This window comes from Heyndrickxia sp. MSNUG, from assembly GCF_049532715.1.
Taxonomy (GTDB): Bacteria; Bacillota; Bacilli; order Bacillales; family Cytobacillaceae; genus Mesobacillus.
This window is the reverse complement of the sequence record NZ_CP150978.1, coordinates 2,230,236-2,256,369: the sequence shown is the minus strand read 5'-3', so window position 1 is coordinate 2,256,369 and position 26,134 is coordinate 2,230,236. Positions and strand designations below refer to the sequence as shown.

18 protein-coding genes are annotated in these 26,134 nt (G+C 36.1%); 1 reads left to right on the top strand and 17 read right to left on the bottom strand.

What is annotated here, in order from left to right:
- Positions 1-6: 6 nt before the first annotated feature.
- The 11 genes from opp4C to ltrA form a co-directional block, all read right to left on the bottom strand.
- Positions 7-927, bottom strand: a complete 921-nt coding sequence (opp4C, locus tag AABM38_RS11250; protein ID WP_423410459.1) for an oligopeptide ABC transporter permease — start codon at positions 925-927, stop codon at positions 7-9.
- Positions 928-994: 67 nt separating this feature from the next.
- On the bottom strand, positions 995-1,954 hold the full coding sequence (locus AABM38_RS11245) for an ABC transporter permease (protein WP_423410458.1): 960 nt from the start codon (positions 1,952-1,954) through the stop codon (positions 995-997).
- 11 nt (positions 1,955-1,965) lie between these two features.
- A complete protein-coding gene (locus AABM38_RS11240; protein ID WP_423410715.1) occupies positions 1,966-3,135 on the bottom strand; it encodes a M24 family metallopeptidase in 1,170 nt (389 codons plus the stop codon).
- A gap of 10 nt (positions 3,136-3,145) precedes the next feature.
- Positions 3,146-4,429 (bottom strand): M20/M25/M40 family metallo-hydrolase, encoded by a 1,284-nt coding sequence (locus AABM38_RS11235; protein ID WP_423410457.1) that lies wholly within the window; start codon positions 4,427-4,429, stop codon positions 3,146-3,148.
- Between the two features lie 12 nt (positions 4,430-4,441).
- Positions 4,442-5,641, bottom strand: a complete 1,200-nt coding sequence (locus AABM38_RS11230; protein WP_423410456.1) for a M24 family metallopeptidase — start codon at positions 5,639-5,641, stop codon at positions 4,442-4,444.
- Complete coding sequence (locus tag AABM38_RS11225) at positions 5,628-6,962, bottom strand: M20/M25/M40 family metallo-hydrolase (protein ID WP_423410455.1); 1,335 nt, start codon at positions 6,960-6,962, stop codon at positions 5,628-5,630. Before AABM38_RS11225 ends, AABM38_RS11230 begins: the two co-directional genes overlap by 14 nt.
- Positions 6,963-7,842: 880 nt before the next feature.
- On the bottom strand, positions 7,843-9,069 hold the full coding sequence (locus AABM38_RS11220) for an EH signature domain-containing protein (RefSeq protein ID WP_423410454.1): 1,227 nt from the start codon (positions 9,067-9,069) through the stop codon (positions 7,843-7,845).
- A complete protein-coding gene (locus AABM38_RS11215; protein WP_423410453.1) occupies positions 9,066-9,824 on the bottom strand; it encodes an OmpA/MotB family protein in 759 nt (252 codons plus the stop codon). The genes AABM38_RS11220 and AABM38_RS11215 overlap by 4 nt, the downstream gene beginning before the upstream one ends.
- 11 nt (positions 9,825-9,835) lie before the next feature.
- On the bottom strand, positions 9,836-12,106 hold the full coding sequence (locus AABM38_RS11210) for a hypothetical protein (RefSeq protein WP_423410452.1): 2,271 nt from the start codon (positions 12,104-12,106) through the stop codon (positions 9,836-9,838).
- A 762-nt stretch (positions 12,107-12,868) separates the two neighbouring features.
- Complete coding sequence (locus AABM38_RS11205; RefSeq protein WP_423410451.1) at positions 12,869-13,192, bottom strand: phosphoribosyl-ATP pyrophosphohydrolase; 324 nt, start codon at positions 13,190-13,192, stop codon at positions 12,869-12,871.
- 314 nt (positions 13,193-13,506) lie between these two features.
- Positions 13,507-14,766, bottom strand: a complete 1,260-nt coding sequence (gene ltrA / locus AABM38_RS11200; protein WP_423410450.1) for a group II intron reverse transcriptase/maturase — start codon at positions 14,764-14,766, stop codon at positions 13,507-13,509.
- Between the two features lie 852 nt (positions 14,767-15,618).
- On the opposite strand from ltrA, the gene AABM38_RS11195 reads away from it, so the two are divergent.
- On the top strand, positions 15,619-16,032 hold the full coding sequence (locus AABM38_RS11195; RefSeq protein WP_423410449.1) for a very short patch repair endonuclease: 414 nt from the start codon (positions 15,619-15,621) through the stop codon (positions 16,030-16,032).
- Positions 16,033-16,079: 47 nt separating this feature from the next.
- On the opposite strand, the gene dcm is transcribed toward AABM38_RS11195, so the two are convergent.
- The 6 genes from dcm to AABM38_RS11165 form a co-directional block, all read right to left on the bottom strand.
- On the bottom strand, positions 16,080-17,327 hold the full coding sequence (gene dcm / locus AABM38_RS11190) for a DNA (cytosine-5-)-methyltransferase (RefSeq protein WP_423410448.1): 1,248 nt from the start codon (positions 17,325-17,327) through the stop codon (positions 16,080-16,082).
- A gap of 334 nt (positions 17,328-17,661) precedes the next feature.
- Positions 17,662-19,356, bottom strand: a complete 1,695-nt coding sequence (locus AABM38_RS11185; protein ID WP_423410447.1) for a UvrD-helicase domain-containing protein — start codon at positions 19,354-19,356, stop codon at positions 17,662-17,664.
- Positions 19,331-20,677 carry a hypothetical protein gene (locus tag AABM38_RS11180; RefSeq protein WP_423410446.1) on the bottom strand — a complete coding sequence of 449 codons (1,347 nt, stop codon included), beginning with the start codon at positions 20,675-20,677 and terminating at the stop codon, positions 19,331-19,333. The genes AABM38_RS11185 and AABM38_RS11180 overlap by 26 nt, the downstream gene beginning before the upstream one ends.
- A gap of 29 nt (positions 20,678-20,706) precedes the next feature.
- On the bottom strand, positions 20,707-22,002 hold the full coding sequence (locus AABM38_RS11175; RefSeq protein ID WP_423410445.1) for a hypothetical protein: 1,296 nt from the start codon (positions 22,000-22,002) through the stop codon (positions 20,707-20,709).
- Between the two features lie 10 nt (positions 22,003-22,012).
- Positions 22,013-24,520 (bottom strand): UvrD-helicase domain-containing protein, encoded by a 2,508-nt coding sequence (locus AABM38_RS11170; RefSeq protein WP_423410444.1) that lies wholly within the window; start codon positions 24,518-24,520, stop codon positions 22,013-22,015.
- Between the two features lie 183 nt (positions 24,521-24,703).
- Positions 24,704-26,095, bottom strand: a complete 1,392-nt coding sequence (locus tag AABM38_RS11165; RefSeq protein ID WP_423410443.1) for a UvrD-helicase domain-containing protein — start codon at positions 26,093-26,095, stop codon at positions 24,704-24,706.
- Positions 26,096-26,134: the final 39 nt, after the last annotated feature.

Genomic DNA, 26,134 nt, shown 5'->3' with positions numbered 1-26,134 from the left:
CCTCGATTAATTTTTCACTTTAGGATCCAATGCATCCCTTAACCCATCACCAACGAAATTAATACAAAGAATGGTAATTAATATAGCAAATCCTGCTGGAGCCCATACCCATGGTTTAAATTGAAGGACCATAATAGACGTTGCTTCATTCAACATATTTCCCCAGCTTGGAACGGGCTGCTGGACCCCAACACCTAGAAAACTCAGTGCGGATTCTGTTAAAATAGCCTCTGCCGTTTGAAGTGTTGCTTGAACGATAATCGGTGCCAATATGTTTGGAAATATATGCCTTAGAATGATAATAGCATTATGTTGCCCCATAGCTTTAGCAGCTTCAATATATTCCATCTCTCGAAGGCGAAGTACCTCACCTCGAACTAATCGAGTCATTGTAGTCCAACTGACAAGTCCAATAATAATCATCACATTAAATAAACTTGGCTTTAAAATCGTAGCAACCGTAATCGCTAAAAATAAAACCGGAAAACAGATGACCACATCGGTAATTCTCATAATAAGAGTGTCAACCCATTTACCGTAATATCCTGCTAACCCGCCTAGCAGAATCCCGATAGCACTTGCGATCATAACAGCAATAAATGCAACACTTAGTGATACTCTTCCACCATAAATAATCCTGCTTAACATGTCTCTTCCAAGACTGTCAGTTCCCAATAGATGTTCACTAGATGGAGGTGCATATACATTATAGGATCCTAAATTGTTTTCATTGGAATTATACGGATTGTATGGTGATATCACAGGGGCTAACACAGCAACCAGAACAAATAGTCCAAGAAAAATTAAGCCAAATAAAGCTAATTTATTTTTTTTGAATCTCTTCCAAGCCTCATTGTTTCTCCACTTCTTTTTTTTACTGTAATATAATCCTGGCCCTTCCTGTTTTATGGTAATATTTTCACTCATAGAATCCCCCCTTTATACTCAATAGAATAGGATTGATATAGTTTTTAAGTTTGCTATAAAAGGCTTCTTAATATCGGATTCTCGGGTCTGCCCAGGCATACATCACATCCGCCAATAAATTCCCAAACATAACTAGCATGGAGGTAAATAAATTTAGAGCCATAATAACTGGATATTCACGAGCAACGATGGATTGAATACCAAGGCTTCCCATACCTGGCCAGTTAAAAATATGCTCTGTTATATATGCGCCACCAAAGAGGAATGGAATAGATAATCCAAAAATTGTGATTACAGGAATAAGAGCGTTTCGCAAAGCATGTTTTAAATAAACGACTCGTTTACTTAGGCCCTTTGCATCAGCGGTGCGAATAAAGTCTTGATTAAGAACTTCAAGCAAACTTGATCTTGTAAATCTCATGACAACTGCAACTGTTGGTAAGGCCAGTACACTTGCAGGCATTATGACATGCTTTAAATGATCCATAAACAAGGCGAAACCCTGATAATCTGCTCCTATTGTGACCATACCAGAAGTCGGCAACCATCCGAGTTGGAGAGCGAAGATAAAAATCATACCAAGTCCAAAGAAGAATGAAGGGATAGATATCCCTACAAATGAGATAACAGTTAAGATATAATCTGGGAGCCTGTAACGATGAGTTGCAGAGTAAACACCAAGTGGAACCCCTATAACAAAGGCCATAATAAAAGCAGTACCTGTTAACAATAAAGTAGCTGGAAGCCTTTCTATAATAACCTTTCCGACAGGCTGACCTGTTTTTATGGTATAACCTAGATTCCCTTGAACAACCTCCTTCATCCAATTGAAATACTGAATGTAGATTGGATCATTCATGCCTAAATTCTCTTGGGCTTTTTCCATTTCTTCTGATGTAATTTTCGGATTAATCATTGTCTGCATCGGATTTCCTGGTGCAAGCTGCATAATGGAAAATGTCATAATGGTAATTCCTAAAAGAATGGGAATAGATTGAAAAAGGCGTTTGAATAAGTATTTTTTCAAAAGAATATCACCTACCCTGTGAATGGTATTAAAATTAGCTCATTTTGACGCTTAGTCAAGTATTCCATCCCACTTTCTGTTACTAACACATTTTCCTCGACTATAAAATGAATCCCTTTATCTAGAAAAAGTGTGGGTTCAATAGTAAACACCATTCCTTTTTCAAGCGTTTTATAAGGTGCGTTTCCGTATCGCTTCCACTTTGGTCCGAGTAGCGCCCCTCCATCATGTACGGCTCTACCAATCTGGTGTCCTGTTGCATGGGTTATTTCAGGATAACCATTGGAAACATAATAAGTTCTAGCCTCTTGATCCACTTCGTGTCCCTTTATCCCAGGTTTAATAGTTGCAGCCGCTTTTGTTATCGCCTCATGTACAGCTTTGAAAGCAACCTCTACTCTATCAGGAGCTTTATCTTCTCCTTTATTAAGAAAATATACAGTTCTAGCAATATCAGATACATATCCATCCACATCAACACTAAAATCCATAATAACTACATCGCCAGGCTCAATGATAGAGTCACTTGGTGGCCGATGAGCAATATTTTCCTTCATTACTATGGGCATGGATAATTTTCGGTCAACACCATTAAACACTCCTCGTTTTTCCATTTCCTTAACGAAGAGAGCACCCACCTCTTTTTCACTCATGAAGGGCTTTAATTGACTGAATACAGAATCATATATTTCTTCAGTAACCTTTATCGCTTTTTGAATACTTCTCACTTCTGCGTCTGATTTAATCGCTCTTAATTTGTTTAGAAATGGTTCAGAGGAAACAAAATCATTTTGATATACATTTTCCAATATTCTTTTTAACCAACGATACCTTCCAACCGTTAGACCGTCTGCTAAATGTTCTTCCTTAGATATATTTACAGCAATGGTATTGGGAGAAAGGTCTCCAACTAGTCTTGTCAGCGTTTCACTTAAGGAATTAGTATATTTATATACCTCATCAAACAAACTAGATTCTTCAATATCTTGAGCATCAATGCTACTGCAAACCGCGAGCTTTTTACCTTCTTTCGAGATGAGAAAAGCTCCTGGACCTACTGTAGCAACACCAGTAACTAATGGAATACAAGGATCACTCCCTTCTGATGTTAGAATAAGCCATAAGTCAATATTGGATTCATGTAAATATTGTGATGCTTGTGCGAGTTTCTCCTTTTGCACTTCGTACAACTTATTCACCTCCATTACTTTTACAAAATTGGTTTAAAACGTCACTCATTAACTCTACTCCAAAAAGATAGGAATCTAGTTCTACACACTCATCCTTGTTATGGACTCGTTTAAGTACTTCTGTAAAAGGGGTAAGTAAGGGTGAGAGTCCGTAAATATTTTGTGCTATTTTACTAATGAATCGGCCATCGGTTTTTCCGAACATGGTAAAGGGTACGAATTCACCGTGGTAATTCAGCTTCTTTGCCTTATCTTTGAAGCACCTTATTATCTCTGAATCGGTATCGCTAATATAACCGGATTGGAAGAACTCCACTTCCCATTTAACTTGATAAGGAGACAATATTTGTTCCAGCAAGTATTCAAGATCATTTTCTGAGTCGTTAGGTAATAATCTTACCTCTACCATTGCTTCTGCCAAATACGGAATAACATTTATTTTATCTCCAACATCAATCGAATCAACTTGGATAGTTGGATACTTCATATAGTTATAAAGTTGATCTACAAAACTACCCGGTGTTGACTCAATTTCTTTAGAAATATGAGAAAGGAACGTTGTAACAATTTGGTCACCTTCATTAAAAAAAGAATTATTCGTAAGCGCTTCTACTGCTTCAGCTAGATTAAAAATAGCTTGGTTTTCCGGTGGACTTCCAGCATGCCCGCCATCACCTTCCGCACTAATTCGAATTCGTGCAGTCCCTTTTTCTCCTGAACCATAAAACATATATTCCTGACCAAACTGATCTCTGAAGGTGAACCCACCACCTTCACTTAGAACAATGGCGTTTTTGAAGATATTTGGATATTCTTCGGATAAGAAACTCATACCTTCTTGGCTGCCATTTTCTTCATCTGCAGTAGCAATAAAATATATGTCTCTATTAAGCTCATTTTTGTATTTATTCAAGTTGATAAACGCTAATAAATGCATGGCTGTCAGTTGTTTTGTATCTAACGTCCCTCTTCCCCAAATCTTCCCATCAGTTAATTCTCCAGAGAAAGGAGAATGAAGCCATTCCTTTTCTTTGGCGCTAACAACATCCAGGTGGGAAAGTAATATGAGAGTTTCCTTCTTTTGAATTGTCTCCGAATTGAGTTTCGAAATTAAATTCCCCCGTCCTTCAGGACTATATATAATTCTTGAATCGATACCTTCTTCTTCAAGTTGATTTCTAAGATAATGAGCAGCTTCAATTTCATTACAAAGCTCATTTGTCGTGTTGATTTTTATTAATTCTCGAAAAAGTGCAATTGCCTTTTCCTCAAATTCTTTTTTCATAAAAAACCTCACCTAATCTGATTTAATTAATATAAGCTGGGACTGTCTTTTGCTAAGTAGTACGGGACCAGTATCTGTTACAAGAACATTCTCTTCGACTAAAATACAAGGCAAACCTTTATCTTGAATCACTGTTGGCTCCACAGCATACACTTCCCCCGCCTGGATAATCCCCTCTACTTCTAATCGGGGAGGATTTCTTTTGGGTCCAAGAATTGTTCCTCCATCATGTGTAGCTCTTCCAATCTGGTGGCCGACAGAATGCCTGATCGTTGGATAGCCACCTGCTTCAATTGCCTGTCTTCCAACCTGATCCACTTCGTATCCTCTTTTTCCTGGTTTCAAATGTTGAATTGTAAGAGTAATGGCATTTATGGCTGTATCGAAAGCTTTTTGAATCTCAATTGGTGCCATTTCTTCTCCCGGCTTAAGGATATAGCATGTTCTGGCAATATCTGATACATAATCATCGTACTTAAGACTAAAATCAATGATAATGATATCCCCTGGCTGGGTTCGATGATTTCCAGGTTTTCTATGTGCCAAACCATTTCGAACAGTACAGACTAGAGGTGGATCGTAAGGATGACCAAGGCCATTTGATACATCTCTTTTCTTCATTTCCTGTATAAACAAATCACCTATCTCAATCTCTGTCATTCCACATACTATTTGCGGAAAGACACTGTCGTATATTTCAGTTGTTAAATTAATTGCCGTTTGAATTCGTTCAATTTCATTCTGGGTTTTAATGCTTCTTAAAGACTTCAGAATTTCTTCACTGCTTACTTCTAATAAACTTAGATGAGCAGAGCCGACTGTAGCTTCCAACCATTCATATAAGCCTTGAGTTAATCCGTCACATAAATGATCTGATTCAGAAAAATTCAAAGCGAGCTTTTCAGGCTTTAAAGTGTTTAACACTTCTAAAAACGTATTTTCCATGCTGACCTCATATACTCTTACCTGATGAAACAATCCGGTTGCTTCATAATTACCTTTATCACTCACTGACGTGACTGCAATATGCTTTCCATCATGCCGAATAAATATAGCTGCCTGATGAACCGAACGGATTCCTAGCAAGAGTGGTATACAAGGGTCAGATCCTTCTCTGGTAAGAATGAGCCAGGTATCAATATTGTGTTTTTGCAAAAGAATTTCTGCTTGTTTTAATTTACTTATTTGAATTCTTTCTTTAAGTGGGTTCACAAGGTTTGGCTCCTTTCTCTAATACAATTCCATACATATTTTGAATTCCAAAAAGTAAAGAGCTTAATGGAATTCTTTCATTTTTACCGTGAACTAGTTTTATTACTTTATCGAAGGACATATCAGGAAGCATCGGACAATAACCATATATTTGACTATTAAGACCTCTAAGATGCCTTGAGTCACTTGCTCCAATGGATAAGAAAGGAACAACTCGCGCATTCTTGACTTGCTTTTGAACTTCTTGTTCGAATAAAACTAAATCAGCTATTTTCAAATCAGTTTCATAGCCTGGAGAGAACTCCATAATTTCATATTTAACAGGAAGCCCTTTTAACAATTCTGTTAAGATATTAAAAAACTGTTCTTCAGACATATTTGGAAGGGGACGACTATCAATATATATTTCAGACATACCTTTTAAATCTGTATTTTTTCTTCCTCCTTTCCATTTCGTGATTGAAAAAGTTGTTTGACTAATTGATTGAACTAATTTGTGAAGATTGAGTGGAATATGTTCTAAAAATTTGTTGAGTTCCTTATCATCGAATTCAATATTTAAATCTTTTCCGATTGTTTGTAAGAGAGTATACGTTGCTGTGGGAATTGGTTCGTTTAAGTTAACTTTACGGAGTCTATTAATAACTTTGACCATCGTGCGAATAGAGTTTTCATTAGGTAAATATGGGTTTTCATTTCTTGTCATAGAGGAAGTTATTTTAACTCTTGCAATACCCTTTTGACCCATTTCACATAAATAGTATTCATTCTGGCCAATGTGAATGGGGAAACCACCACCTTCATTAAATACGGTAGCATCGATAAACAACTCTTCATATTCCTTTAAGAGGGCAAGTAACCCGAATGTACTACCACATTCCTCATCGGCTGTTGCCACCATCAGAACATCTCTTTCTAATGTGATGTCATTCCATTTTAAAAGAATCAATAACATTAGATGAGTTACGGTAAGTTGCTTAGTATCTATAGTTCCTCTACCCCACAATTCATCGTTAAGAATTTTTCCCGAAAAAGGAGGTACATCCCAATCCGCTTCTATAGCTGGCACAACATCCAGATGTGATAGTAGAATAATAGGTTTCTTGGCAGTATTAATATTTGGCTTATTAGAAATAATGATATTTGCTCGATTAGTCGAAGTTAATTGGATCTTATAATGTAGACCAAAATATTGTGCTTTTTCAGCTAACCAATTCACCGCAAGTAATTCATTTCCAGTTGGGTTGCTTGTATCTATTTGGATAAGTTCACTTAAAAACTCCGCAGCCATCTCCTTTATTTCATTCCAGTTAATTCCCATTGCATCAACCTCGTACTTGTCAGGTATTTTTTTTTCATTATACGGGCTTATTCAATTGGAATGATGTAAAATAGTTTACACTTATCTAAATTTTCTAAAAATTAAGTTCGTATTCTATATATAACGAATTCGTTTATCAACAAACATGTCTGAAATGCAAAAATCTTCGCTTCAATACATAAGTCACTTGAGATTCCAATTCATCTGCAATTAAAGAATTAAATAAACTTTTTACGAAACGGGCTTCGGTTTTACTTTTCTTCTTTATGCTAATCGTAGCTTTATGGAAGAAATCTTTGAGCAAATTGTAATATCAACAAAATCAGTAGCAGACACTTCAGAACTGTTCCTTCGAAGCATCCAGATGTATAACTTTTTTTAAACATTACCATCGCATTCTCTACCATCTACTGATGTTATAGAAGAAGCCGGAGAGCCAATTGTATCGCACCCTGATACTTATGTAAGTGAAATAAAAATCAGAGAAATCGTGCGAAACGAAATTGCTAAATTAATTAGTCTGAAATTGTTAACTCCCGAAAAGGTTAAGCTTTTGCCTGATGATAAAGTTTAGTAAGGAAACATTCGGAGTGAATTATCCATTTTCCCAAAAAAATCACATCAGATAAATCACTAATTGTACAACGTCAAATTAGTGGCTATCCACGGTATTGGAGTAAGGTATATATAATAAATGGCGAAAGATATTTTCTTTGTAATGATTGGTATGACCGTCATGTAGCAAAATTCAAAACCAAAACTGGCTACTACAATTTTAGAGTAATAGAGTAAAAGGTATTCGTAGAAACTTTATATGTCAAAATAAATAAAAAAGAAGCACAGGTTACTTCCCTGCGCTTCTATACATCAAGCTATATTACTATTTTAATCTATTATAACTGGACATATGTTCACTAAAACGTCTCTGCCAATTCCCTCTGTGATCCAATTTAATTAGAAATAGAGGGATTTCTTTCAATATTGGAGATTGATCTTTCAACATACTTTCTTTAGTCGATTTACTTCTTGTATTTTTGAATTTATAACTATTAATCCTTGGTAAAATTATTTTCTCAAATCCTTCTCGCTTATAAAAATAAGCAGCACCCATTTCTCCAAATTCCACAACTACGAAATCAGCAAAATAAATAAAGGCAACTAAGGGATTATTCATAGGTATAACATTATCCATATAGTCTATATATCGTTTCCAATATTCAAATCTTTCGCTATTTATATCTGAATCAAAGAACTTTTTCAACTCATTGACATATAGCCATTTTTCCACTTGACCCAATGCGTCTTGATTTAAAAAATTCCATTCAGCTTCTTTTTCTCTAGGATCCATTAATCTAAGTATAGCTTGTTCCATTATTCGAAAATGATATTGTTTATACTTCCTTGCTTCCAAATAAACCTTTAATAGATTTTTATATTGGTTTGAAGGAATCTGTTCGAAGAAATTTGCAACGAATTCTATACCATCTTTTCTAATGATGTGATCTTCTCCTAAACTAGAACCTAACAATTCTAACAATAGTCTCGTTTCTAATTTTGATTTATCTTTAACTTTCCACTTTTTAAAAATTATTTTTGTGCTCACTTTGGTTTTCTTAAGATAAGGTACTAATCCTTTAATTATTCCTTTTTTAGATTGGAATGCATTATCCATTGGTTTCTGAAATTCACTTTCAATGCCTATAAAGTTAGTTTTATCTTTTTCATATGATAGGTAAAGCAACTCTTGTAGAAAAAAATCTTCAGTATCATGTTGAAATAAGTTCCAAGCTGTTCGTCCAACAATACTTATGTATAATTCTCCAAGGATTATATTGATTTTCTTCTTTGTTTCTTTATTCTCTTTATGGAAAGGATATTCATAAATCAAGAGCAAAACATCCATTTTACTAAGTGATTCCATTAATTCAGAAATTTTTTCTAACTTTATGTTCCTAATAGTTTCCAACAATCGAGGGAGTTTATATTTTTTACGGAGATTCAAAATCTCATCTTCATAATTTTTAAAATCGCTTTCAATTATTTCTCTTACTTTATTTAATTGTTGTGGCCTGAACTTAAAATGAAGGAATCGGTTTGTATTACTCATGACTTAACTCCATTTACTAACGTTTGAATCTTTTCCAATAGTTGCTCATCTTTCAAACGAAATTTAAACTCCACTCTTCTAGACTTTTCCGCATCTATCTTTCCATTTGCATCTAACACCGGAACACTATGTGAGCGCCCGTTTGCTGTAATAATATGTGTCAGTTCTTCCTTATGCTCGAAGTTAGGAAAACTAGGAGAAAATATTAATTCTACGACAGATAGGGCTCGTCCCTGTGATAAGTTAAGATTAAATAGGTAATCCCCAACTTTGTTAGTATGTCCTTCTACGATAATCTGTGAAATTTCACCCTTAAACTGATCCGACATTAAAACTCCAACATATTTAGGTATAAATTCTCTTAAATACTGTTCACCACCAGGTGACATCTCAGTACTATTACTTTTAAAAAGGACGCCACCAGATAGCTTAATAGTTCCGGTTTGTCTGTCAACCTGCAAGTCAAGATTAGAGTCTTGAAATGCTTCTACAAGTTCATCAATAATCTCACCTTTGACTCCTACTATTTCATCAATCATTTTATTTTGTTCTTGAATGGTAGCTTCCTTCTTTTTTATTGAAGCCTCAGCTTTCTCATACGCACCTTGCATTGTAAACACTGATACCATTAAAACCAATGCAAATATTATTACTAGTCCAGACATTAAATCTGTGTATGAAACCCAGAAACTTTCTTTTTCTTCTTCATGGCCACTTACATAGTGGCGCCTTGTATTCCTAATTCCTCTAGACATTCACAGGACCCCTATATCATTTTTACCATAGATTTGGCATGTTTATTCAATTCAACAACCGAGGTGTTTAGTACCTGGATTGAATCAGGTAAATCGACAATCCCATCATGAATAGCATGAACAGCCTTTGATAGATAACTTACTGATTTTGATAGTTCGTCATCAAACTGTTTAAATGTGTATTCAAGTCCTTGATGCATATCAGCTGTGAATTGATTCATCGATGTAGCCAAATGTTTATTTGCAGTAGTGAAAGTAGCTGAAGTTGTTTGCCATACTTCAGTTAGTCTCTTGATTCTCTGATCCATTTCTGATAACTGTGCTACTAATTGGCTATTTATGCTAGTTACCATATTACCCACATTATTTTTTTCTTTCATAAGTAGTGACATAGTAGCATTTAGTTCCTTTTGAATAGATACTTGTGTCACACCATTTTGTTTCATGTTTTCCACGATACTGGTCAAATCTTTGTTTGCCTTATTGGACAAGCTTAAATAGTTCAAGAAATCATCTGAAAGGTCTTGCTGTGAGACGAATAGCTTATTAATTTTCTCAAGATTAATTTCCATCTTGGAATTAACGTCGAATTGTTTGTTAGTTTGCTCAATAAAGGTTTTAACCTGTTTATCCATAACATTACTCTGATTTTTTGATATTTCGCTGAAAGTCTCTCTTTCCTTAACCATAATCTCTAGTAATTCAGATATATTCATATGGACATTAGTACTCTTCTCAAGCATTTCATTGAGTACTGAGATATTGGTTTCCATAACTGTTTCATAACTTACTATTTTCTCAGTATATTTATGGATTTCTGCAGCTAATGAAGTAGTTGATTCTGCCATGACAGTTTGTTTATTTGCAGAATTCTCCATAGACTCTACAAGTGTGCTCATTCCATCTTGTACTTTTTCTTGCCACTGAATTGTTGTCTTTAAAGCTTCACCTAAATCTTTCATATGGTTTCCAGTAATCTCAGTTAAGGAATCAACAAAGCGATCCACCATTATGCCAATACCTTCCATCTGAGTCTCACGTGTATTCTTAATCATTTCTTCCATCATTTTCTGCGATTGCTGAAGCTGTGGAGATATGGTTTGATTAAATGCATCAGTCATTCCTGAAACCATTTTAGGAACTAGAGATTGTGCGAAAAATTCTTTGGTTTCTTTGGTATTCTCATTCAGATTGTTCACCAGGGACTGACTTGTCTCTAGCTGAGGGATAATTGTTTCATTTAATACACTGATCATTCCTGTCATTATGTTAGGCAATATGGATTGTGTTAAATATTCTTTGGTTTCTTTATGACTATCAATCAATTCTTTTATCAATAACTGATTTTTCCGCATTTCAGGGGTAATGATATCTTGTAATGATTTTTGCACTTCCGCTACCATGTTGGGTATCAATGATGAACCGAGGTAGTCTCTTGTTCCCTCCGAACTATCAATCAATCTATTTATTAATGTTTGACTATGAAGTATTTGAGGTGATATTTTATGATCAACCACATTATTAATACCCGTTATCATTTGAGGAATCATTTTTTCAGTAATAAACCCTTGAAAATTATCCATTTGTTTCACTTGATTTGTTAGCATCTGGTATAAAACAGTATTTTGTTCTTGTGTAGGAAATAATTCATCAAGATGTTGACGTAATTTGTAGTAACTGTCAGAGAGCATAGGGTAGAATGCCATCTTATCAAGAAATTGCCAGATTACTGAAAGAAAAATACCAACAATTGAAGAAGTAAACTTTACTTGCATCCCATTTAGTAAAACCCCAATACCGTTTTTCATGGATTCTGCATCACCGCCAGGATCCAATTGTGATACACCTACTGCAATCCCTAAGAAGGTCCCAATTATTCCCATCGCTAAAAATAATCCAGGTATAGTATCAACTAGTTTTCGCTTTCCGATTTTTTGCATAAGATTATCTTCAAGAAAGTAATCGTAGATATCAGGCACCAACATTATCCCACGTTTATGGTTTTCGCTGAGCTTATGGTTAAAGGTAGAAAAAGATGGTTTAACAAATTGTTTTATAAAGTTACTATGTTCTGGTTGATTTAGCCATTGATTTAATGCCTCTGCTTTTTGCAAAATCGTATAATCTTTTTCTAAACTAAATATGAAATCAGTTAAAATATTCACTTCTTTTCTGGCCCTATAGTATGGAAGCAAATTGTTAAATAAAAAATAGAAAAACAAACTAATCATTATGGAAATATATATCCCGTAAAAAAGAGGGGAAGTGAAAAATGTACTCATGATGAGCCTCCTAGAATTTTGTGGTTTTTATAGACAGTGGGGAAGTAAACCCTTAACAACATATATTTTACTTGATAGAATCTTACTTACTCAGCTCCTTATTAAACCCTATTTTTTGGCAAGTTTATCTCAATTGTATTACATAAACTAGGCAAAACGAATACTTCTTGAAAGATTTATGAAAATTAATTTTATGAATTGAATTTTCACTTTGTGGATTGTACCCATATAATAAATAAAGCTCTAAAATGAATATTACAATATGGTCAATATTAAAAGAGTCTGGATATATCCAGACTCTCATGATGAATCATATCTAATGACAAAGTTATAATGAATTATTATTTCTTGGAGCCCAATAATGAGTAAATCCATTATCAATAGAATAGCGATAAAGCTCTAATAATTTCTTTTCGGTATATACTTTCATATCAATCCTTTGCATTATTTTGTTACTTTTTATTAATTCACCATTCCTATCAATTAAGGAATACAAGAATGGTTCCACTGCCAATTTATCACTTTTTGATAAATTACAAGTGGTACAAGAAATTACCAGGTTCCATAATTAATCCGATTACACAAAACTCCAAGGAATAAAATGGTCTACATGTGCAGATTCCTTTTTCCTTATTTCTTTTCCACAATAAAAGTATTTACCACTATAAAATGATGAAAGTAGGATATAGAATTCATTTAGCGATGATCTTTTGGATTTCTTTGTCAGATAAATATTTTGCCTTCATTTCACCATATTGTAATTTATGGCTCATAATCGATGCTCTTTTCTTTAACATCTATTAAAAATATCTTTTCTTTGAATCCTCCACGTTCCATAAATTTATCTATTCTAACTTCTTCTACTTCATTGATATTACCCCCATGGCATTCATAAAGCATATGTATGATTTCTAGTAAATCCGCAAGCTCCTCAATGGCAGTTGCATTAGTATTAGCTTCCATATATTCATTCAATTCTTCAAAAGCTTTTTTCCTTAGTTCATTTAAAAATTCTTCCTCTCTAAGAGTTCTTGTGTTCGGTATTTTTCCGTCATTTTTTATTATTTCAGGAATCTGATTACGCACTAGTTTTTATAAATTGGCAATCTTACTATCCCCTCTTATTTCATCTATATTTTGTAAATTAAAATAAATATCTTTATTTTCTACCATATATTCCGCACTATTTTAAACCTTGAAGCTAATATTTAAGCTTTTCTAAAAGAATAGGAAGTTGATCTGAAAATAGAATTAACAAAATTAAGTAACTTATACTTTTATATTATCAATAAAATGGGAATTTTTATATTTCATATTAGCAAAAGAATCGAGTAGGAGGGGGTGACTAACCCCCGACCTCTCACACCACCGTACGTACCGTTCGGTATACGGCGGTTCAACTAAGTTTGACGTAGAAATTCATATCTTTGATATAGACTTTTGAGCCCTTGATTACTCCAGTAAGAGTTGTCGAGGGTTTTGTGTAGGATTGGACTAGAGGCTATTCTCCAATATTTCTTCCTGGAGTTTCCCCATTCGTATGCCTTTTGGTCAGGGACACCTAAACCTTTGAGTTTTCTTACTCTTGTCCTCGGTTTCTTCCATTGTTTCCATTCAATCATACGAAGTCTTCTTCTAATCCACTCATCGAATTCTTTAAATTTACTTGGTGTATCAGCCAATGCAAAATATCCACACCATCCCGTTAGATATTGATTTAGTCTCTCGATTCTAACTTCCATAGGAATTGGTTTAGAACGGGAGGTTAACTCCCGTATTTTAGCTTTAAGCCTTTTAATACTTTCATTTGCTATACGAACCTTCGGTATCTTGTTAACCGTAAAGCTAAAGCCGAGGAACTTTCGTTTCCACGGGCGGTCAACCGCTGATTTTCCTCTATTTACTTTGAGCTTTAATTTCCACTCAATGAAGCATGTAATCGAGTTCATCACTCGTTCTCCAGCTTTCTTCGATTTCATGTAAATATTACAATCATCGGCGTAGCGGACAAACTTATGACCTCTCTTTTCTAACTCTTTATCGAGCTTATCCAAAAGGATATTCGAAAGAAGAGGGCTCAGTGGACCTCCTTGTGGTGTTCCTTCTTCTGCATCATAGACTACACCATTTATCATGATTCCTGCTTGAAGATATTTCCGTATCAATTTCAAGACCAATCGGTCTTGGATTTTACTTGCCAATATCCCCATCAATTTATCATGATTCACTTTGTCAAAGAATTTCTCCAAGTCCATGTCAATCACCCATCTATAACCTTCACTTATATATCCCTTAGCTTTACGAACAGCGTCGTGACCTCTTCGGTTTGGTCTAAATCCATAACTATGTTCTGAAAAGGTTGGGTCAAAAAGCGGGGTTAGAACTTGGGCGATAGCCTGTTGGATGAACCGGTCTGTCACGGTAGGTATTCCTAGTAACCTTACTCCACCGTTCGGTTTCGGGATTTCGACTCGACGGACTGGGTTAGGTTGATAGGTACCTTTCCTTAAAGAATCACAAAGGGTGTCCCAGTTCTCATAGAGATGTCTTCGTAGGGATTTTACGGACATTCCATCTATGCCGTGACTCCCTTTGTTTTTCTCCACACGTTTAAGTGCTTCTATTAAGTTTTCCCGTGACAGAATCAGTTCCATTAACATGTGATATTTCCTTTCGACGTGAACGTAGAAATCTAATTATGTTATTCCTGCTCCACCCTCCTGAAGTCCCCTGTGGATTCACCACTTCCTCCTTCAAGTAAGTCCTTTCGGATTGTCTGCTTCTACACAGGAATTGTATGCCTAGTTCTCGTTCTTCCTAATTGTTCAGTCCTTCCCTTACCGTCTCGAGTAGGTAAGGTACTATGACCTCTGCTGACTTCTGATTGTTCAGCTATCTATTGCTAGATAGGTTACCAAGTGTACTTGGCGTTTCAACCAGACCTCCCCGGGTAAGGTTACAATCTTTCCCTCCATCTATCTGCTCCATTTACTCTGTACCACCTTCGGCAGTAAGGATTTTGTTTTGATGTGCAAACTCATCCAATGGTACCTAGCCTTATATGAAGTTCGTGTTCCTCAGACCGGAGGTTTGCCGCTCGCTTCCTTCAGATTCCGCGTCACCACGGACACCCTTGCGTTAAGCTAACCACTACTACTGCCTTCATGGCTCGGGACTTGCACCCTAAAGACTGCACCCATGCCGGGCGCACACAAAGAAGCAATCACTATAAAGAAAGTGATTGCTTCTTTATACTTTTCTTGAATAATTTGATTAAAACTAACAGGGGTTTATTGGTGAAGATAAAATCGTCAAACCGGATTAACAAAAATCAACAACAATTGGTTAATAACACTTTGATTGCAGAGATTATAAGATTGAATTTTATGTTAGACATTCAATATCATTTATCTTTCATTCCTTTCTATTCTAATTAACCACTACCTCTTTCAGGTTTAATCTCCTGTACAAATGGTAGATGATAATAACGCTGAACAGAAAGGAGAAAAACTATGAAGGACGAACAAAGAAGCAAGATCATGTCTTCGATTAGGGCAGTCTCCAAATTGGAATCACTTGTGACACAAGAGCTATGGAAAAAAGGATTTAGGTTTAGGAGAAATGTACGTGGAATGGTCGGCACCCCTGACATTGCAATAAAAAAATATAAAGTAGTTATATTTATAGATTCCTGCTTCTGGCATTTCTGTCCTATACATGGAAAGATGCCGAAGAGTAATATCGAGTTTTGGAAAAAAAAGCTTCACCGCAACCAGGAGCGTGACAAGGAACACACGCAATATTATCTTCAAAGAAATTGGCACGTTTTAAGAATATGGGAACATGAGATACGGAAAGATTTCAATAATACAATTGAAAAAATAGCAACTTTCATTGAAAAAGCAAAAGCAACCGAAGCATCATGATAAGAAAAGGCCTTGACTGACAGTCAAGGCCTAACTCATTAACTTATTTAAAAAAAGCTCAGTTGCTGAGGTTGATTCTTTATAGCCTCTTGTTCTTCTTTTTCTATTTCAAGAATGCGTTCACCCATTCGCTGTATCAAGCCTACAACTAGAGCGTTACCCATACAGAAATATCTCATCCTATCAGTCATTCCGTTGGTCCAGTTATCTGGGAAACCGTTCAATCGCTCACATTCCAGAGGAGTTAATACTCGAATCCTCTTAGTCTCCGGATCCTCGATTACATGGCTGCTTCTGTTTGTGGTTCCTTCGCTTGTCAGCATTGTGCGACCCGGTTTATCCAAAGGTTCAGGAAAAGCCATACCACCTTCTGAGAAGATATAACTATGACCACTAGCAGATGTTCGTTCTATTTTTTTTGGCCCTTTCAAATACTCAAACTTTTCAATTTGAGCTTCTGTTAAGTAATATTTCTCATCAACATTGGATTCAATAATTTCTCCCAATGTTATTGGAACTTCTATTTCAGGGATGACTTCCTCTGTATATACCACACCATCCCTCATAATTCCAGCATTCCTATATTTGCTATAAAAATGTTCAGATATCTCAACCAAATCCTCTGGCAGAATGAAGGAATCTGTTTTATATTTTGAAGGTTCGTCCAAGACAGGGAATGCACGGGCGAAGAAGCCGTCTTTTTTTATCATTTGTCCATCTTCGATTTTTCCTCTTGCCTTTATATATGATGATTCATTACGAATCGCAAAAATAAACACCCGTCTCCTTCTTTGTGCTTGTCCATATTCAGCTGCATTGATCACCCGCCACTCAACAGAATAGCCAAGGTCACGAAAACTGGCTAACATGACAGAAAAATCCCTGCCGCGTTGTTTAGATGGTGATTTTAAAAGCCGATCGACGTTTTCCAGAAGCAAGTATTTTGGGCGTAAATCAGTAGCTAATCTTATAATCTCCCAAAAAAGAACACCTTTTTTTCCTTGGATTCCTTTTTCACCAGAAAGCGTTCGAGCAACGGAGTAGTCCTGGCAAGGGAATCCTCCTACTATCATATCCACATTTAAATCAATAAATGTGTTTGCATCTACTTTTGCGATATCCTCGTTTGAATGGATTCCTTTCCCTTCAAAACGTCTAGAATAACAATCAAATGCATCTTGTGCTTTTTTGGAGGGTTCCCATTGGTTCCCCCAAACCACTTCGAAGCCATTTGTTGCTTCTAGTCCAAGCCGGAATCCACCAACACCAGCAAATAATTCAGCTACTTTCAACATATTGAACATCCTCTCGGTATCCATTAGACCTATGAAATATTATAGTAAATTCTCATAGAAAGATCAACGATTACTATAATTTTTTTCTATTTACACGGGAAAAAATTTTAAAATATCGATTAGATTATCTTATCATAAATCTGTGTTCATGAAACATTATTAATTAAATTACAAGTAGTTCCCTAGAGTTCAGAATATAAATATTCTTCTACCAACCTATCCTTAGAATACCACATACAGAACGTTTGTTCTATAATCATGTATCGTCAGTGTAAAAAAAACAATAAAAATAAACTAAAAAGGAACTTAACAAATGTTAAGTTCTCTTTATGAATCAAATGAGAGTCTTGCGAAAACCTTTTGCTTCAAAGTCCCTGGGATTGAAATCTTTCACAAAAGGAGAAATTCTTTCTTCAGGATTCTCTTCTGCTACATAGTACAGGAATACTGCTTGCTTTGTCCTTGTTAAAGAAACGTAAAGGATTCGCTTTTCCTTTTCCTCGATTTCTTTTTTATCATCGTCAAAGTCTTTAGACGTAGCTGTTTTTTTCTTTTTCAAGTTATCAATCTCATCTTTATGGGGGTAGTAAAATTTACTGAAATCGACAATGAACACAAAATCGAATTCCAGGCCTTTTGTTGTTTTCGCTTCTAGGAAGTAGATTTCAGGTCCTCTTCTCCTAGCATCTTGGATTCCTTCGTCTCTTTTTATATAAGTATTAAAAGTAAAAAATTGGCCAAGGAAGGTTTTCATATCCCTTTCTTTTTGAACATCATGCTGGCGGTGTATAATCGCAAAAGTTGCTTTTGGATCCCGAGCATGGAGTTCGGTAATTCCATCTGCTATTGCCTTCATCATTCTTTGGTGGCCTGAGTACGCCTGGATAATTGGTTTTTCCCCTTGACGAGGAAAGTACTTTTCATCATCGTACTTCGAGTCTTCTTGTGACTTTGAAAACTGCAAAGAGTTCGCTAGTTTCATAATTTGATAGGTAGATCTCCAGTTACGCTTCAACACTACGTTGTGACCACTTTGAACATTAATTCCAAGTGCTCTGTAGGAAAATGGGCTACTTTTATAAATCCGCTGACGTTCATCCCCACTTAGAGTGAGCGTTCCTTTATTAATATTGACAAGAACTCTCAATTGCATTGGCTGCAAATCTTGAACCTCATCAATAAAGATATGGTCATACTTTTCCTTCTTTAAGAGAAGGTGAATGTTTTCCATAACAAGTAAAGCATAATCTTCACGGTCAATTCGGTTAAAGAAATCTCGCCGTTGATCTTTTTGATAGTATTCAAACAACCTGAATATTGTTCTTCTTTGCTTAACAGAAATACTTGGTAGCTTTCCACGGCCTACCCGGTCACAGGTCAAATAGTCCTCTAATGTAATAAAGCCGTTGCCCTTCATCCAGGAAAATTCATCAAACAGAAATGCTGTATTTTTGGTTTTTTTAATTGTATGAATGGAAGGTAAGTTCTTGAATTCCTCTGTTTCAAGAAGATTCATCAATCGTAACATGGTCCCCTTCACATTATCTTCATTTCTATTTAAGTTAGAGTGACTGGTTCGAAATAACTTCACCTTTTTGCCTATAGATTTTAATAGGTGATGGGCAAGCTCATGGAACGTATAAAAATGAACTGTATGATTATGCTTTTCAAGCATCCCATAAAACTCAGACTGTTTAAATCGGTTTTCAGCGTCCTTGACAAGTTCCTGATTGAAAGAAACAAACAAGAACCTTTTACCGAAATCCTCTGACATTTTTTGCATCATCCTCGTTAAAAGGGTAATACTTTTTCCACTCCCGGCAGTCCCTTTTACGAGCAGATGTGTTGAGTTCATTTTCGCCACTTTTCGTTGCTCATCGCTTAATTCAATATTGCGAAGAAATAGGGCTGTTTGATCCGATATATCGTCCTCTGTGCTAGGAGTTTGTGAAAGAGCATCAGAAAGGACAGAAAAAGCATAATCGAACTTATTTTTATTAAAATCAAACTCCGTCTGCATCAATGTCATTGTCATCAAATCCCTTTTTTAAAATATCAACTGTATAATAGGCGTCTTCACAATATTCAGAATGTGGACATAACTTACAGAACACAGAAGGATTCGCCTTAGGCAGTACCCCCGATTGTGTTACCATTTGTTGAATCATTTCAGCCTTCTGTCTTCTTATACCACCAGGTGGAGTAAATGCTGACTGCCAAAGCTCATTCTGAAATGCTCCTCGATGGGTCAGAAATTGAAAATAAATCATACTCTCAGGATAGTCTATTCCATTGAATTTGCGTCTTTTACTAAGTCCATACTTCCGCATCCCCATGACATAGTCTTCATTCAGGTTATGATCAATAATCGTTCGTAAGGTTATCTCAGTCAAAAACGGGAACATATCTTCAAGCATCTGGATGATTTCAGTTTTCGTCTTTCCAATAGAAGCGTAAACTTTAACCAGGTTTCCAATTAAAAACCCTTGATGGAAAGACGATCGATAGCTAGAAAAGCCATTAACAATCGTGCTGTAGACAAAACGCTTTTTACACAAACTCATCTCAGCAAATTCCTCTTGGGGCAGCTGGGATAACTTTTCCTGTATATGAGCAACATTATAATCCTCTGGGAAAAATCCAGGTTCCATATATTGATAATTTCTTTCATTCTCTTCTAAATCGGAACCTAGATCAAGAATCTCCATATAAATCGATTTATCAAGTTCTTGATACTCATTCCAATTTTTAACCCAAGATAGAGAGATATTTTTTTCAAAGCACAAAGAGACAAAGAACAGGTACCGCGAAAACGCTAAAGAATGTTCCTTGCGAAAAACATACATATTTGTTGAAGGATTATCTAGTTTAGTGATTAATTCAAGGGATAAAGGCCAAGGCATTGGTGAATTGGTTTCTGGGAAATGCTTTTCATCCAAACCACACACATGCAATTCTTCAACATCTTCTCTTAATATAAGTCCATCAAGATCAGCCATCTTGTAAAGGTGTAGCTTATTCTTCATAGGATTCGTTTCTGAATAATTAGTGCCTCCTAGTTGATCGGGGGTTTTATCTAGCGAACCAATAAGATCCTGGTCCGGTTCTTCCAAACCGTTTTTCAAAAAGACGATAATAGCGTCTGAAAGGTCACCAATATGATATTGTTGTTCATCATAAATTGGACTAGTAAGCATGTCCTCCAACTGGTTCACTAATTTTCTTTCGATTTCATCTCCCAATGAACTTTTCAGGTTTGTGTCATCAAGTAGTTGTTGGATGCGCTGGAAATGGGTTTTAATGGTAATTCGCTCTTCTTTTATATTGACTAGCCAGGTCGCATCCTTCACCAATTTTTCAAGGAATTGCTGTAATTTCTTTAATGTGCGATAGGGGACAGAAAAAAAGAAAACCGCAGAACTGGGCTTACCCTTACTGCTTCTAGAAAATCATTTCTCTTTAAATCGTATTTTTTAAATGCTTTTATAGAGGATTTTTTTGCAGCCATTAAGGTCTTAAATTGTGTGACCCATTGCACAGCAGTACGGCAGTTCTCGAAATAAGGCAATATTGCCTTTAGCTCTTCGGTATACTCACGCGCATTTTCGCCTTCATCCTCTAACCAACCAGATGCAAAAGATTCCAATAAAATTTTATCCGTTAAAAAGTAATCCTGCTTCTCTTCGTCCCAAATAGAATGTAAATGGAAAAGATACTGGCCAATCGGATAAGCAAGAAAATGTCTTTCTTCAAGGAAAGAATCAGGACGAAATTCCCGAATTCTTTCTTTTAACTCATCACTGTTTGGCGATACATAACGAACGCCCGCTTTTATATCCTCAACAAATTCAACCATGTACTCATATGGCTTTTGGGTAACTGCCGTAAGGTTTTCAAAATTATTTTCCGTTCCGTCAAATCTTGAAGCGAATCGGATTCCATTTAGCACTGATTCGTCTCTTGTAATTTTCCAATCTCTCTTATTTGCCCAACCGAATTTTTCAGAGAAGTTCTCATCTAAAAAAGAAAACACAGAGGGATAATCACGGTGATAGAGATTCAGAAAAATGATGTTAATTCCAAGCTCTTTCCATTTGGTGAACAAATAATGCTGTACCGGTGAAATATAGTAAAAGCCATGCAAGACAACAGTATCATTTTTAAGGGATATTTCCGCTTCATGGAATACATTCCGAATACACTCTAAATCTTTTACCTTTGCTACTGCCTTATCCATATAATCCTTGAAATAAGGTAGCATCTCTTCCCAAATATCACAAAACAACTCTTCCTCAACCTTCGTAACGTTCTGTCGCAAGATGCGTGGATTTAAACCGATTTCAGTAAAGTTCCTCATGGTGATTAACAAATTCAGTTTATTCCGCTTGAATGAACGAATGACCTTCGGTTCCAGCGAGTTATCCCAATTTCTAAGTAAATCGGAAAGTTGGGTATATTGAATGAATCGATTCTCTGGGAGATTCCAGCCAGGGTAGAAACGATCAACTAGTGTTCCGATAGATTGTACGAGTGGCAATTGATGCCGTTGCCTAACACCGACTTCCAGCGAACGTGTCGCACAAATATGCGGAATGTCGACATATGGCTGGAAATCAGGTTTTTGATGGAAGGTATATGGATTTTCATATGTTATAACACTGACATTCCCCATCATATTCATCATCCTATCTATATTGAGTTAATAATTTCGACCAAGTCCACTGAAAAGCATCATTCTTCATATTTCTGATTAAGACCAGTTCGTTTTTAGCTCGAGTCATTGCCACATATAGTAGCCTTGTTTCTTCCCTGATTGATTCTATTTCATCCTGTGAAGTAAGGCTTGTAAAATAGTCATTATGACGCATTTCATAGCCAGGCTTATTTATTGACCAGCCTGCCCTTTCTTTTTTATCATCAAATATAATTTTACTAAAGGATGAGGTAAAAGGTCGTTCAGTAAATGGAATAATAACGGTATGATACTCCAATCCTTTGGCGCGATGAGAAGTCAAGATATGAACATGGTCCAGACCACCGTTCGTTGGTTCATACGAAACTTCTTCTTCATCCCTGTTTGTGGCAATCTGGATCTGCAGCCAATCAGCAATTTGGTTCAATGAAACAAAGTCCTCGGAAAATCGAAGATGAAGCAGCTCAAATAACTTACCAACAGTTAGCTCATACTTGCGAGTTTCATCCTGTGCTTCCTTGATAAGCTGATCCTCGTTATATTCTTGGGCATAAGTTCTTCGGAGTTCATCCAGCTTTCGTGAAAAAACCCAATTATATGGTTGACGGTCTTTTATGATGGTTCGGAGTACAGCCATTACAGGCTGATAAGACAACTGCTTTTGATACTTTTCGAACGGGAAACTCGTCGCTCCTTTGAGCGTTTCTAAAGTAACAGACGAGTATCTCCCAACCTCAAGCATCTTCTGAAACAAGTAGGCTTCGACCTGGCCAAAAGGGCCGTCTAAAAGATTCGCGATGTATTTGCTGTTCTCTGGAAAAAGCAACGCCAATACAAGGGAATGGAAGTTTCGAACAGCATTTGATAAGAAGAACGCTCCTCCAACTTTCAACTTCGTTGGCAAGGCGCCTTCACTACACCAGGTGTTAATCATTCTCGCTTCTTCAATGGTTCTTGTTAGTACTGCCAATTTTTCAGGCTCTTCCCCTTGTTGTAGGGAAGAATTAATCATCTGTATTTGCTTAAAGCGCTCTCTGATAAAAGGCATAATGTTTGTCTGCATGTTATCTTTTGTGTCTTCTCGCTTGTTCAGTATCACAAGCGGTCTTTCCACTCGGCCATGCTTCATTCCTAAAAGACGGTCTTGTTCCCCATCATACTGAAGGAATTCCTGTTCCCCCCACCATGTGAAATAATGGTCCATTTCATATAATAGTTCCTTAGTGGTCCGATAGTTTTTATTTAAAAAATAGTCTTGATCATTAATGGAAATCTCACGCTCGTTCAGAGTTTTCTTCAAAATATCAAACGCTGTATGATTTGCTCCTCTGAATCGGTAAATAGATTGCTTCGTATCTCCAACAACTAAAAGCTTAGAGCTAAATGCTTCTTGTATTGTAGCAATCAGACGAATCTGGACATCATCACTATCCTGAAATTCATCAACAAACAAATAGGATATCTTCGTTGAGAGGGTCCTAAAAGCCTTAGGGCCATGATTTTTCCTTATTAAATCAATCTGTCTTGTTAAATCATTCATCATAACTGCGTTGAGAGTTTCTTTTTCTTGGAAAAAGCGCTCCTCTACATTCCGGATCACTGTTTGTATGAGATTGTTCATGCGCTCATTCCCAAGTGGAGCCGAGCCAAAATCGACCTTCTTAATGATTTCTTCTGAAGAAAAGCCTTTCTGCTCAAACTTTTCCCAGAAATCATAAATAGTTTCAACCAATTCATAAAATTTCAAAGGACTAATTAAAGCTTCTATCGTTCCATTCTTCTCAGAGAGCTCTTCCTTAAAATATTGATTCAGCTCCTCCTCAACCCAACGCTTCTTATCAGATTTAAAGCTTCGTAACTGAAGGTTCAATCCAAATCCCCTTAAAGAACCTAGCTCTTTTAATAAAGCTTTGGAGAATGAGTGAATCGTCTTGATACTCATTTCATTTAATTGCTCAAGAAGGGAAAGAAACTGCGGAGCACCAGTCGCTTTTGAACGGAGAAAAAGTTGTTCTCTCAGCTTTTTATACATATTTTGTGCTGCGTCCCTTGTAAAAGTAATCATGACTATCTCTGAAGGTCTTACTTTTTCTTTTAATAATAAATAAAGGACACGATCAACCATAACTGTAGTCTTTCCAGTACCTGCACCCGCTTTTACCATGATGTTTTCAAGATATGGCGCATGTTCTATTTTATACTGTTCAATATTGAAGCTAGGAAATGAGTGTAGGATTTTATCAAATCCAGCCTTATGATCCTGCCCATCAATAATGGAAATCGATTCATGAATAACAACATCCTCGATCATTAAGCCTAATAACTTTGCCTTCATAAACGCATTTAACCTTTGTTCGGGAATAGCCAATTCAATTTCTTTATTTGTAAACAAAAGGACTTTTTTTCCTTGTTTCAAAAGATGGTAAATATAGTCCGATTGTTGTTCAATTTCTTTTGAATCACTTAATAGGACATACGAGTATACAATCTGATGATTCACAATGAATCTCCCTTTCTTAAAAACACTGTCGAAAAAACACTTATATATTATTATAATATACTTCTTTTCCATATCCTAGGTTGCAAAGTGATAGATAGGCAAAAAGTCGTTAAAATTGATATTCATTAGGGAAATTTCTATAATAAAAAAGAAAAAAAGAGAATCCTATAAAAAGGATTCTCATCAAATTGTTACTTTTTCATATAGTGATTCATCAAGTTCATTAATCAATCTTGACCCTTTACCATAGTAGTAAAGCTGGAGATAAGTAGAAGCTCTAGTAATGGACACATATAAAAGTCGTCGCTCCAATTCCCAATACTCTTCTGTATCCATATCCTCACTTAAAGTAGGTTCAATCAAGTCAATCACTATTACATAATCAAACTCCAAACCCTTTGAGGAATGTTGCTTACAGAACTTTACGCCAGGTGAATAGGGGTTACCTTCAGATTTATTTATTTCAACTGGCTCGATATTATACTCTCTTAACACATGTCTTAACTTATTGAACCTCCAACCATGTCGAGCAAGTACGCCTATTGTGGCCTCCGGGGTCTCTTCCCGGAATTGTTTGATAGTTTTAGCTATTTCGTAAAACTGTACATCCCTTGATGAGCATTGAATAACCGCTGGAATCGGTCCGGAGGTTGTTGGTAGTTCTACAGGCGTGTATTCATCATCATGAACTACGGAATCATTTTGTTGTAAGCTTGCTGCAAGCTGTATAATTTCCTTCGTAGATCGGAAGGATTCTTTTAATATCTTGGTACGGCCGCCTGTAATATTTAGGCCAATGTCTTTCCACGTAAAGGAAGTTTTATAGATTTTTTGCCCTTTATCAGCTGCGACAAAAAAGGATTTACGTGCAATTGCCCTAAGTATGAGTAATTGAACCTGCTGTAAATCTTGCCCTTCATCAATGAATATATGGTCAAATTTCATTTCATCGGGAATTTTATTTAATTTCTTTGAAAGGATGAGGCCAAAATCATCATAATCCAAACGATAATCTTTTTCTTTATTATAGGTTTCATACACTTTGAATATTAATTGCCTATCCTTTTCCGTTACACGGACCTCACTTCCTCGACCACGACGATTTGCTTCAAGGTATTCCTCCAAGGAATCGATTCCTTTCCCCTTTATCCAACAAATTTCATCTTTAAGGAATTCCTTATATTTTGTCTCCTCAGTTACAAAGCGATGCTTTTGAGATTTAGCCAATTTTTTCATTGCACTTCCCAAGAAGTCATCGTATCTTTCATTTACAAGATAAGATTTCTTTCTCAACACTTTAAAATAGGTACTCATGGCCCAACTATGAAAAGTTTTAATATGGAGATTTGGCAGGTTTTGTTCCTCCATTAATTGCTTGGTAGCATTGGCCAAGGTCCCCACATAGGTAAAAACCGCAACCTGCTGATTAGGATATTTTTCTGCAGTCAGCTTTGCCTTTCGCAACATCACAAGAGTCTTTCCACTACCAGCAATTCCCCGAACTAAAATTTCATCCCCTTGAAAGTTCACTATTTCTTCTTGTTGTTTTGTAAACTTATGATTAATCCCAGACATTTTTATCTCTCATTCCTAATGAATTTAGTAGGCTAGTAT

Excerpts from the sequence above, each read along its gene's own strand:
- opp4C (WP_423410459.1), bottom strand. The coding sequence starts at position 927 with ATGAGTGAAAATATTACCATAAAACAGGAAGGGCCAGGATTATATTAC.
- AABM38_RS11235 (WP_423410457.1), bottom strand. The coding sequence starts at position 4,429 with ATGAAAAAAGAATTTGAGGAAAAGGCAATTGCACTTTTTCGAGAATTA.
- AABM38_RS11225 (WP_423410455.1), bottom strand. The coding sequence starts at position 6,962 with ATGGGAATTAACTGGAATGAAATAAAGGAGATGGCTGCGGAGTTTTTA.
- AABM38_RS11220 (WP_423410454.1), bottom strand. The coding sequence starts at position 9,069 with ATGAGTAATACAAACCGATTCCTTCATTTTAAGTTCAGGCCACAACAA.
- AABM38_RS11215 (WP_423410453.1), bottom strand. The coding sequence starts at position 9,824 with ATGTCTAGAGGAATTAGGAATACAAGGCGCCACTATGTAAGTGGCCAT.
- AABM38_RS11210 (WP_423410452.1), bottom strand. The coding sequence starts at position 12,106 with ATGAGTACATTTTTCACTTCCCCTCTTTTTTACGGGATATATATTTCC.
- ltrA (WP_423410450.1), bottom strand. The coding sequence starts at position 14,766 with ATGTTAATGGAACTGATTCTGTCACGGGAAAACTTAATAGAAGCACTT.
- AABM38_RS11195 (WP_423410449.1), top strand. The coding sequence starts at position 15,619 with ATGAAGGACGAACAAAGAAGCAAGATCATGTCTTCGATTAGGGCAGTC.
- dcm (WP_423410448.1), bottom strand. The coding sequence starts at position 17,327 with ATGTTGAAAGTAGCTGAATTATTTGCTGGTGTTGGTGGATTCCGGCTT.
- AABM38_RS11185 (WP_423410447.1), bottom strand. The coding sequence starts at position 19,356 with ATGACATTGATGCAGACGGAGTTTGATTTTAATAAAAATAAGTTCGAT.
- AABM38_RS11175 (WP_423410445.1), bottom strand. The coding sequence starts at position 22,002 with ATGATGGGGAATGTCAGTGTTATAACATATGAAAATCCATATACCTTC.
- AABM38_RS11165 (WP_423410443.1), bottom strand. The coding sequence starts at position 26,095 with ATGTCTGGGATTAATCATAAGTTTACAAAACAACAAGAAGAAATAGTG.